At 64.6% G+C, this 10860-nt stretch carries 10 protein-coding genes; 7 read left to right on the plus strand and 3 right to left on the minus strand.

The genetic code is table 11. The features are described from left to right. Positions 1-41: 41 nt before the first annotated feature. From FJ443_RS11310 to FJ443_RS11325, 3 genes are all read right to left on the minus strand, one after another. Positions 42-524: a MarR family transcriptional regulator gene (locus tag FJ443_RS11310; RefSeq protein WP_140496955.1), complete on the minus strand. Its 483-nt coding sequence runs from the start codon at positions 522-524 to the stop codon at positions 42-44. Further along, positions 524-2095: an NAD(P)/FAD-dependent oxidoreductase gene (locus FJ443_RS11315; RefSeq protein WP_140664040.1), complete on the minus strand. Its 1572-nt coding sequence runs from the start codon at positions 2093-2095 to the stop codon at positions 524-526. Before FJ443_RS11315 ends, FJ443_RS11310 begins: the two co-directional genes overlap by 1 nt. A 296-nt stretch (positions 2096-2391) precedes the next feature. Beyond that, the gene (locus FJ443_RS11325; protein ID WP_140496959.1) at positions 2392-3183 is read right to left on the minus strand and encodes a cyclase family protein; all 792 of its coding nucleotides are present in this window, start codon (positions 3181-3183) and stop codon (positions 2392-2394) included. Between the two features lie 118 nt (positions 3184-3301). On the opposite strand from FJ443_RS11325, the gene FJ443_RS11330 reads away from it, so the two are divergent. The 7 genes from FJ443_RS11330 (at position 3302) to FJ443_RS11360 (ending at position 10839) form a co-directional block, all read left to right on the plus strand. Further along, the gene (locus FJ443_RS11330; protein ID WP_140556777.1) at positions 3302-4876 is read left to right on the plus strand and encodes an NAD(P)/FAD-dependent oxidoreductase; all 1575 of its coding nucleotides are present in this window, start codon (positions 3302-3304) and stop codon (positions 4874-4876) included. A gap of 112 nt (positions 4877-4988) precedes the next feature. Further along, positions 4989-6518: an ABC transporter substrate-binding protein gene (locus tag FJ443_RS11335; RefSeq protein WP_140664043.1), complete on the plus strand. Its 1530-nt coding sequence runs from the start codon at positions 4989-4991 to the stop codon at positions 6516-6518. Between the two features lie 88 nt (positions 6519-6606). Beyond that, complete coding sequence (locus FJ443_RS11340) at positions 6607-7614, plus strand: ABC transporter permease (protein ID WP_140664046.1); 1008 nt, start codon at positions 6607-6609, stop codon at positions 7612-7614. Then, a complete protein-coding gene (locus FJ443_RS11345) occupies positions 7607-8455 on the plus strand; it encodes an ABC transporter permease (protein ID WP_140523761.1) in 849 nt (282 codons plus the stop codon). The genes FJ443_RS11340 and FJ443_RS11345 overlap by 8 nt, the downstream gene beginning before the upstream one ends. Next, positions 8452-9330, plus strand: coding sequence for an ABC transporter ATP-binding protein (locus FJ443_RS11350; RefSeq protein ID WP_140664049.1), 879 nt, complete (start codon positions 8452-8454; stop codon positions 9328-9330). The genes FJ443_RS11345 and FJ443_RS11350 overlap by 4 nt, the downstream gene beginning before the upstream one ends. After that, positions 9323-10159, plus strand: coding sequence for an ATP-binding cassette domain-containing protein (locus tag FJ443_RS11355; RefSeq protein ID WP_140556782.1), 837 nt, complete (start codon positions 9323-9325; stop codon positions 10157-10159). The genes FJ443_RS11350 and FJ443_RS11355 overlap by 8 nt, the downstream gene beginning before the upstream one ends. 80 nt (positions 10160-10239) lie before the next feature. Further along, on the plus strand, positions 10240-10839 hold the full coding sequence (locus FJ443_RS11360; RefSeq protein WP_140629986.1) for a VOC family protein: 600 nt from the start codon (positions 10240-10242) through the stop codon (positions 10837-10839). Positions 10840-10860 lie beyond the last annotated feature (21 nt).

A 10860-nucleotide genomic window follows, 5' to 3' on the forward strand; every position in this document is an offset into this window, starting at 1 on the left:
GGCCTCCTTCCGTTGCCGCCCGGCTTCGGCGGCGCGTAGCTCTAGATGTCGTGCTTGCGAATGTTCTTCAGCATCTTCTGCAATGTCGCGATCAGCGCTGCATATTCGGCATCGTCGACATCGTCGAACATGGCCTCGAAAGCGTCATGCATGGCCGGCCAGGCACGGGTGAACTCGGTGCGGCCCTCGTCGGTCAGGAACACATGGCGGATGCGACTGTCGCTAACCCCCTGCTCGCGCCGCACAAGCCCCTGCCCCTCAAGGGTGTCGAGCGTGCGGCTCAAGGTCGACTGCTCGATCACCGTATAGACCGAGAGGTCGTTGACGGTGACGCCGTCGGTGACCGACAGCACCGCGAGCGCCCGCACCTGCGAAATGGTCAGGCCCTGCTTGCGGAAATCGTCGCGCAAGGTGGCGTTGTAGCGGCCCATGATGCGGTTCATCAGATAGGGCGCGAATTGCTGCAGGCCGATCTGGCCCAAGGTCGAAATGCGCTGGCGCTTTTCCGCGATTTTCTGCTCCATCACAGTCTCCCCGCCAGGAGAAAGCCGGAGCCGCCGCCGAGGCCCGCGCCCGGATGGGTCGAGGCGCCGATATGGTAGAGGTTCTTGATGCCGGTCTGGTGATTGCGGCTGGTCTTGAACGGCCGCCACAGGAAGGACTGGTCGACGGTCGAGGACCCGCCATAGGGGTCGCCGCCGACCAGATTGATGTTCATCGCTTCGAGATCAGCAGGCGAATAGGCGCGGCGCGCGATGACGCTGTCCTTGAAGCCATCGATATGACTGGCAAGGATCGCTTCGGCGCGATCGGCATAGACCTCGCGCAGCGCGTCGGTCCACTGCCCGTCCGCCGGTGCCTGCAGCTTGCCGGCGGCATCACCCTTGATGTGACGGGGAGCCTCGGGCAGTTGCAGCCACAGGATCGCCTTGCCTTGCGGGCAACGCGAGGGATCGAGCGCGTGCGGCTGGCCGACGCAGATGGTCGGCACTTCGGGCAGCATGCCCCGCACCGCCTCGTTGCAGGCCTTCGATACCCCGTCCAACCCAGGCGTCAGATGCAGCAGCGCCACCTTGTCCAACCCCTGGCCTCGCCATGAAGGCGGCTTGTCGAGGGCATAGTGGATCTGGAAATTGCCTTTGCCGTAGCGGTATTTTTGCGTCGCTTCGACGTCGGTTTTGGGGCCGTCACTGCCGAGCAGCCGACCGTAAAGCTGCGTTGGCGTGACCGAGCAGATGACGCTCTTCTTCGCATGGACGGTTTCGCCCGAGGCCAGCCGCACGCCGGTGGCGCGACCTTCGGTCAGGATGATCGAGGCAACGTCGGCCTCGGTGGAGATGACCCCGCCGCGCTCTTTGACAAGCGCCTCGAAGGCCGACAGCAGGTTCTTCGCCCCGCCCTTGACGATCGGCGCGCCCGCAGCTTCCAGCGCGAAGGCGATGACCTTGGCGATCTGGCCGGAGAAAGCATCTTCCGGCCCAAGTCCGGCATGCAGGACCCACGGTGCCCACAGCGCGCGTATGGTTTCGGACCGATAGGTGCTCTCCAGCCATCCGCGCGCCGGCACCAACGCATCGCCGAGAAAGGCGGCCAGCCCGCGCGGGCTCCGCCGCCAGGCATCACCGGCGAGCAGCTTCGCCGTCGGGTAGGTCCACAGGCTGCCGCCGAGCAGGCCGAACAGCAGCCCGGCATTGCGCTCGATGCCGCCGACATCCTCGGCGTGCTGGTCGCCGTCGCCTGCGGCGATCGCATTGAAGGCGGCGATGTTGGCGGCGCGGTCGGTGCTGAGCACGGCATGGCTGCCGTCGGGCCGCAGCACCCCCGTCGGGGTGGCCGCGTGACAGAACTCCAGGCCATGCCGGGCCAAGTCCTTGCCCAGCGCCGCGTAAGCCGGCGAGGTAATGAACAGCACGAATGTCGTCGCCATCACATCATGGATGAAACCGGGCGCGGTGATTTCCTCGGTGCGCATGCAGCCGCCAATGCGGTCGTTGCGCTCCAGCACGAGTACCTTTGCGCCCTTGCCGCCGAGCATCGCCGCGCAGACCAGCGCGTTGATGCCGCTGCCGACGATGATGTGGTCGGGGGCGTTCATTGGCGGTGGCTTTTCGTCGGCGGGTGGGATTCAATTGCGTGGGACAGCGCTCTACGGCGCCCCCCTCTGCCCTGCCGGGCATCTCCCCCACAAGGGGGGAGATTGGCCGTCATCTCGGCTTTCGCCAATTTCCAACGTCGCAGGATGGTATGCGGCGCCCGAGCCGCCAATCTCCCCCCAAGTGGGGGAGATGCCCGGCAGGGCAGAGGGGGGCGCCGTAGAGCGCGAGCGCCGCCAGTCTGCCTCCCTATCGCATCGCCCGCGCGCATGATCTTCTCCCGAAGATCCACTTCGCCCTATTTGCCCGGCACCAGCGCCAGGGCGCGGATCGGGCTGCCGGTGCCGTGCTCGATCTTGAGCGGCGCGGCGATCAGGATGGCGCCCTTCGGCGGCAACTGGTCGAGGTTGCACAGGCTGGCCAGACCATAGCGGTTGGCCTTGTGCATCAGCGTGTGGGCCGGGAATGGCGGCTCCATGCCGCCGGCCTTGCCGGCATCGGTGCCGATCGTCTCCGAGCCCCAGCCCTTGATGTCCTTGCTGATCAGGAACTGGATTGCTTCCGCCGTCGGGCCGGGCGTGTGTGGGCCGGTCTCGTTGGCGTTGAGGAATTCGGCTTCCGAGCCGTTGCGCTTGTACCAGTCGGTGCGCATCACCACCCATTCGCCGGCGTTGATGGCGCCATGCTTGGCTTCCCACGCCTTGATGTGATCGACGGTGAGCAGGAAATCATGGTCTGCGGCGGCTTCCTTGGAGCAGTCGATGACATTGACCGGACCAATAAAGTTCTGCGCCGGAATGGTGTCGGTGGCGCCATCCGGATAATCCTTGCCGCTGATCCAGTGCTGCGGCGCGTCGAAATGCGTGCCCGAGTGTTCGCCGAGCTTCAGCCAGTTCCAGGCCCACCAGGGACCATTCTTGTCGTAACGGGAGATGTTATGGATCTCGACCTTCGGCGTGTCGACGGCAAGTTCCGGCGGCAGCTTGATCAGCGGCGTGTCAGGACCGAGCGGCGCCGACAGGTCGACCACCTTGATGGCGCCTGAAAGAAGCTGGCCGGCGACTTCGCCGAGGAGTTGTTGCGTGTCCATGGTCTCTGTTCCCTCTTGTCTGATGTGCTGAAGGCTCGTCTCGGCCCTTAATATCCTACTAGACGAAAACATATGCATCTGCAATTATCTTTAAGCATAAAGGAAATGGGTGCGGGGCGTGAGCGAGTTCGACGCCATCTTTGTCGGGGCGGGCCACAACAGTCTGGCTTGCGCCGCGCATCTGGCACTCAAAGGCTGGAAAACCGGGGTTTTTGAGCGCAGTGCAACGATCGGCGGCGCCGTCCAGACCCGCGAGTTCACGCTGCCGGGTTTTCGGCACGATTTCGGTGCGATGAATCTGAGCCTGTTCGCCGGCTCGGCCTTCCACCGGAAATATGCAAATGAATTGAACGCCCACGGGCTGGAATTCGCGCCGGTCGCCGACTGTTTCGCCAGCGCCTTCCCGGACGGACGCTGGTTCGGCGTCAGCAACGATCTGGAAAAGACGGCCGCGCGCATGGCTGCCTTCTCCGCCGCCGATGCCGCCACGTGGCGCAAGCTGGTCGCCGCCTTCCCGGCGGAAGCAGAGCATCTGTTTCGCCTCTTGGGGTCACCGATGAGCGCCCGCGCCCTTGCCGGCACGGTGTGGAACCTTTGGCGCAAGAAGGGCCTTACCGGCGCGCTCGATACCGGGCGCCTGCTGCTTTCCTCGCCCCGCGCGTGGCTGGAGGAGACTTTCGAGTCGCCCCATGTGCGGGCGACGCTCGCCACCTGGGGCATGCATCTCGACTTTGCGCCCGACATCGCAGGCGGTGCCGTGTTCCCTTATCTGGAATCCATGGCCAACCAGAGTTTCGGCATGGTGCTGGGCAAGGGCGGCGCCCACACCATCATTCGTGCCTTATCGGGGATGGTCACGGGCGCCGGCGGCAAGATCTTCACCAACGCCGAGGTGGCCGAAATCACGGTTTCGGCCGGCAAGGCGACGGGTGTGCGGCTCAAGTCCGGTGAGACGCACACGGCCACCAGGGCGGTCATTGCCGGCGTTGCACCCAAGGCGTTGGCCGGCACGCTTTTGCCCAACGGTTCCGGCGACGCCGGCTTCGACACGGCGATGCAAAAATTCCGCCACGCGCCGGGCACCATGATGATCCATCTGGCGCTGGACGATCTGCCGGACTGGCGCGCCGGCGCCGAGTTGCGGCAGTTCGCCTATGTGCATCTGTCACCGTCGCTCGACGCCATGTCGCGCACCTATCAGCAGGCGATGGCGGGCGTGCTGCCGGACGAGCCGGTGCTGGTCCTCGGCCAACCAACCGCGGTCGATCCGTCGCGCGCGCCTCAAGGCAAGCATGTGCTGTGGGTGCAGGTGCGCATGCTGCCGGCAGAAATCCTTGGCGACGCCGCCGGCAAGATCACGCCCGCGCATTGGGATCAGGTCAAGGATCGCTATGCCGAGCGCGTGCTCGACATCGTCGAAACCTACGCGCCCGGCCTGCGAGCCAAGATCCTTGGCCAGGCCGTATTCTCGCCCATCGACCTCGAGCGCGAGAACCCGAACCTCGTCGGCGGCGACCAGGTTTGTGGTAGCCACCACCTGGCACAGAATTTCCTGTTTCGCCCGGCACGCGGCTACGCCGGTTGGAACACGCCTGTGGCCAATCTGCATCTCACCGGTGCCGCCACATGGCCGGGCGCCGGCACGGGTGCCGCCTCGGGCTTCATGCTGGCGCAACAGCTTGGCGGGAGGTAGCAGCCGAAAGGCATTGGGGTGGAGCAAGGCAAGGTACGGTTGCCCAGGGAACCCGCTGATCAAACAACGAAGCCGTGCACGGAAAACAGAAAAACCAACAAGGGGAACGACCATGACAATCAACAGACGCGAATTGCTCGGATACGGTGCCGCCGCACTCGGGGCGACGGCCATCGGCCTGCCGAAGATCGCCGGGGCGGCGGCCGGCGAACTGACCATCGCCTACAATGTCAACCTGCCGTCCTGGGATCCGACCACCGGACCTTCGGCGGTCAACCCGACCATCCAGGGCCTCTACCAGTCGGTGTTCGATCAGTTCATCCCGCAGAAGCCGGACCTGTCCTTCGCGCCGGGGCTGCTCACCGAGTGGGGCTGGAATGACGACCGCACCAAGATCATGATGACGGTGCGCGAGGGCGTAACCTGGCATGACGGCTCGCCGTTCACGCCCGAGGACGTGGTCTGGTCGTTGCAGCGGGCCGGCGATGAAAAGACCGGCAACCCGATCCAGTTCGTGTGGAAGAACGTCAACAACTTCAAGATCGAGGGCAACAAGATCACGGGCGATGTCGTGCAGTTCGACCCGGTCTACTTCAAGTGGATGTCGTTCCTCACGGGCTACATCATGCCGAAGGCCTATTACGAGAAGATGGGCGCCGAAGGTTTCGAAAAGGCTCCGATCGGCACCGGCCCGTACATGGTCGAGAAGTTCGAACGCAACGCCTTCCTGCGGCTGAAGGCCAATCCGAAGTACTGGGGCGGCAAGCCGGCATTCGAGAACGTGACGATCAAATTCGTCACAGACGCGGCGAGCCGTGTCGCCGAAATCGAGTCCGGCTCCTCGCAGGTGACGCTCGAGATTCCCTATGAGGAGTATGACCGCCTGATCGCCAAGGACGGCCTTGCCGGCTCGATCAAGAATGTTTCCGACATCGGCATGATCTTCTTCAACGACGTCGAGGCGATGCTGGACAAGAACGTGCGCCAGGCAGCCGTCATGGCGGTCGACAAGGAGCTTCTGGTCAAGCGGCTGCTGCGCGGCTACGGCCAGCCGCTCGCCACGCTGGAAACGCCGGAATACGCGGCCTACGACGCGTCGATCAAGGTCGAGCACAATCCGGAAAAGGCCAAGCAATTGCTGGCCGCTTCCGGCTATTCGCCGGAGAAGCCGGTCAAGTTCACCATCCAGACGACCAAGGGCTTCAAGCCCAAGGACTACGAGATGATCCAGGCGATCGTCGGCATGTGGCGCAAGGTCGGCATCGAGGCCACCATTGAAGTCTACGAGATCGCCAAGCATTACGAATTGCGCGCCGCCGACAAGCTGGCGCCGGCGGCCTTCTACAACTGGGGCAACGCCATCGGCGACCCGACCACCTCGACCGGCTTTGCCATGTATGGACCGAGCCCGCACTCGGTGTGGGACAGCCAGGATCTGATCGACATGATCAACCCGCTGTGGGGTGAGAAGGACGAGGCCAAGCGCATCGCCGGCTGGAAGGCGGTGGACAAATACATCGCCGAGCAAGTCTATGTGCTGCCGCTGATGCAGTATGCGCAGCCGATCGTGCATGCCAAGGGCGTCAACGTCGTGCAGCATGTGTCCGGCGCGCTGTTGCCGGCCCTGATGACCCCGGCCTGATATCGGCCGGGCTTGCCGCGCGCCGTCCATAGCGTCGGCGCGCATCTTCTTTCGGCATACGAGTCTGCGGGCTCCAGCAAAGATTTACATGCTCCTGCAACGATTCCTGATCCGTCTTTTGACGATGCTGATCACGCTGTTCGGCGTGGCCGTCGTCGTCTTCGTCGTGATCCGCATCGCTCCCGGCGATCCGATCGCCATGATGCTGCCGCCCGGCGCGACCGATGTCGACATCGCCCGGCTGCGGGCGCTCTACGGCCTCGACAAGGCGATTGTCGAGCAGTTCTTCATCTGGCTGTCCGGCGTCGTCAAAGGCGATTTCGGCACCTCGATCTCGCTGCGGCAAGACGTGCTCGGGCTTGTCTTCAACCGGCTGCCGGCAACGCTGGAACTCGCCATCGTCGCGCTTATCATGGCGGTGGCGATCGGGGGGACGATGGCCATCCTCGGCGCCCGCGAACGAGGCACGGCGGTGGAAGCCGGCATCGACATCGCCAGCGGGGCGGCACTTTCCATTCCCGACTTCCTCTGGGGCCTGGTGCTGATCCTGCTGTTCGGGGTGCTGGTGCCGATCTTCGACATTTCCGGCCGGGTCTCGCCGCAACTCGACCTGCCCTTCGTCAGCCAGTTCTATCTGTTCGAAAGCTTGCTTCGGCTCCGCCTCGATCTCACATGGGATCTCCTGAAGCACATGCTTATGCCGGCAGTGGCGTTGGCATTGCCGCTGGCGGCGATCATCTCGCAGCTACTGAAACAATCGCTGAAGGAAGTGCTCGACCTCGACTATGTCGTGCTGGCGCGGGTGAAGGGTTTTTCGGAAACGCAGGTCATCCTGCGCGAGGCGCTGAAGAATGCCGCCCTGCCCACGCTGACGCTGGTCGGCGTGCAGTTCACCTTCCTGATCGGGGGCACGGTCATCGTCGAGCGGCTGTTTTCCTATGAGGGTCTCGGCAACATGGCGATCGACGCGGTCATCAACCGCGACCTGCCGCTGATCCAGGGCATCGTGCTGGTCTTCGCGCTGTTGTTCGTGCTGATCAATCTCGCCGTGGATATGATGTATGCGCTGCTCAATCCGAGGCTGCGCCATGGATGAGAGGCGCATCTCGAGACACGGCTCAAGCGCCAGGCTTTGGCTGGCCGGCGGCTGGCTGCTGCTGGTGCTGCTGGCGGCGATCCTGGCGCCGCTGGTCGCGCCGCGGGACCCGCTCGCGCAGGATCTTATGCTCGAACGTTTGCCGCCGTTCTGGCTCGATGGCGCGGAGCCCGGCTATTGGCTGGGCACCGACAGCCTCGGCCGGGATCTCTTGTCACGCCTGATCTTCGGCGGGCGCATCGCCTTCATCGTTGCGTTCGCCGCCGCCAGCGCCGCCTGCCTTGTCGGCTCGACCCTGGGCTTGATCGCTGGCTATTTCGGCGGCTGGGCCGACCGCATCATCTCGCGCATCGTCGATGTCTGGATGGCATTCCCGCCGGTGCTGTTCGCCATCCTTTTGGTTGCCGTGCTCGGCACGGGTTTGAGCTCTGTCATCCTGGCGATCGCGATCATCGACTGGACGCGTTTCTGCCGGGTCATCCGCGCCGAGGCGATGGGCCAGTCGCGCATGGACTATGTCGAGAACGCCCGCATCGCCGGCTATGGCCGCATCGGCATCATGCTGCGCGAAGTGCTGCCCAATGTGGTGCCATCGATCGTGGCGCTGCTGTCGCTGGAAATGGGCATCGCCGTCATCGTCGAGGCGATCCTGTCCTTCGTCAACCTGTCGATCTCGACCGACGACCCGACCTGGGGCGGCATCATCGCCGAGGGCCGGCTGTCGATCCACCAGGCCTGGTGGGTGCTGGTATTCCCGCTGATCACACTGATCCTGACCGTGCTGTCGTTCAGCCAGTTCGGCGAGGCGCTGAAGACACGTTTCGATCCGGTGCTGCGATGAGCGCCTGTCTCGATATCAAGGAGTTGAGCGCCGTGCTGCCGAACGGCCAGCGCGTGCTGCGCTCGGTGTCGCTTGCCGTGCAGCCCGGCGAAGTGCGAGCCCTGGTCGGTGAAAGCGGCGCCGGCAAGACGATGATCGGCAAGGCGGTACTTGGCGTCTTGCCGTCGAGCGTGCGCATCGTCGAGGGCGATATGCGGCTCGAGGGCGAAGATCTCGGCAAGCTCAACCCGAAGGCACGGCGCACGCTGATCGGCGCGCGCACCGCACTGATCCCGCAGGATCCGCTGACCGCGCTCAACCCGTCGCGCCGCATCGGCCCGCAAACGATCGACCGGCTGGTGCGCATCCTCGGCTGGAGCGGCGAGAGGGCCGAAACCCGCATCCGGCAATTGCTGGACGAGGTGCAGATCCGTGACCCCGACCGGGTACTGAAAAGCTACCCGCACGAGCTTTCCGGCGGCATGCGCCAGCGCGTGCTGATCGCCGCAGCCTTCGCCGCCGAGCCCCGGCTGATCGTCGCCGACGAGCCGACCACGGCGCTCGACGTCACCGTGCAGAAGCAGATCCTGCGGCTCATCGCTGCGTTGCAGCGCGAGCACGGCACGGCGATCCTGTTCGTCACCCACGACCTCGGCGTCGTCGCCAAGATCAGCCAGAAGGTCTCGGTGCTCTATGCCGGCAAGGTCGTGGAAGAGGCCGAAACAGCTGCCCTCTTCGCGGCACCGCAGCACCCCTACACACGGGCACTGATGGCGGCAACGCCGCGCTACACCGATCCCCTCGCCTCGCTAAAGCCGGTCGACGAGGCAGTGCTGGCCGGGCTTGCCACGGAGATTGCGGCCGCGGACCAGGCGTGGAGGCGACCGCATGGCTGAGCCGCTGTTTTCCGTGCGCGGCCTGAAAGTCGCGCTGCCCGACATGACCCGCAAGCCGCTGATCGGCCGCGCGCCGCTGGCGGAAATCCTAAAGGGCCTGGACTTTGACCTGCCCAAGGGATCGGTGACCGGCATCGTCGGCGAGTCCGGATCCGGCAAATCGACGCTCGGCCGTGCCCTGGTACGACTGCTGGAGCCCAGCGCCGGCAGCATCAGCTTCGAGCGCCTCGACATCACGCATCTGCCGGAGGCGGAGTTGCGGCCGCTGCGCCGCGATCTGCAGATGATCTTCCAGGATCCTATGTCGTCGCTCAACCCGCGCCGCACCATTGCCAGCATCATTGCCGCGCCGCTGAAGCAGAACGGGCTTGGCGACAATCTCAGGGACCGCGTGGCCGAGGCCTTGCAGCGCGTCGGCCTGCCGCAGAGCTTCGCCGGCCGCTACCGCCACGAACTGTCGGGCGGCCAGCGCCAGCGCGTCGGCATAGCGCGCGCGCTGGCGCTGGCGCCGAAATTCGTGCTGGCCGACGAGATCGTCTCCGGCCTCGACGTCTCGACGCAGGCGCAGATCCTCACCCTTCTGGAGAAACTGGCGGAGGAGATGGGGCTGACGGTCGCCTTCATCAGCCACGATCTGTCGGTCATCCGGCGGCTGTGCCGGCAGGTCATCGTCATGCGCGAAGGCAGGATCGTCGAAGCGAGCGCGACGGACGCTCTCTTCGAAAATCCCCGACAGACCTACACGCGCGACCTGATCGCGGCCATCCCACTGCCCGAAATCGACGACGGCTGGCTGGATATTCCTTCCGCTGCCAAGGCTCCGACATGAATGCATACGCACGCCGAAAAGCGGGCTCGGATGTGCGACCGGCCAATGACAAAGCCCCGCCAAATGGAGGAGAAACTGACATGAAGACAACAATTCGAAATGCAGCACTCGCTGCCGCCATCCTCGGCAGCACCGGTATGGCGGCAGCAAGCTCGATCCCCGGTATGCGCGGGCACGACCACACCGGCATCACGGTTCCCGACATGAAGCAGGCGGTCGATTTCTTCACCGACGTGGTCGGCTGCAAGAAGGCGATGTCGTTCGGCCCGTTCGCCGACGACAAGGGCACCTTCATGCAGGATCTTCTCGGCGTCGATCCGAAGGCTGTCATCGAGCAGGTCACCATGGTTCGCTGCGGCACGGGGTCGAATATAGAGCTGTTCAAATACACCGCGCCGGACCAGAAGGACCTGACACCGAAGAACAGCGACATTGGCGGTTTTCACATCGCCTTCTATGTCGACGACGTCGCGGCGGCGAAAGCCTATCTCGAGGCCAAGGGCGTAAAGACCAGGTTGGGGCCGCTGCCGGTCAAGGAAGGACCCGCCGCCGGCCAGACCATCCTTTACTTCCAGGCGCCTTGGGGCTTGCAACTGGAAGCGATCAGCTATCCCGACGGCATGGCTTACGAGAAGAGTGCCGAGACGGTGCTGTGGAGCCCGAAGAACCCGGAAAAGTGACCCCACGGACCGCGCGTGCGG

Source organism: Mesorhizobium sp. B2-6-1 (assembly GCF_006440475.1).
Taxonomy (GTDB): domain Bacteria; phylum Pseudomonadota; class Alphaproteobacteria; order Rhizobiales; family Rhizobiaceae; genus Mesorhizobium.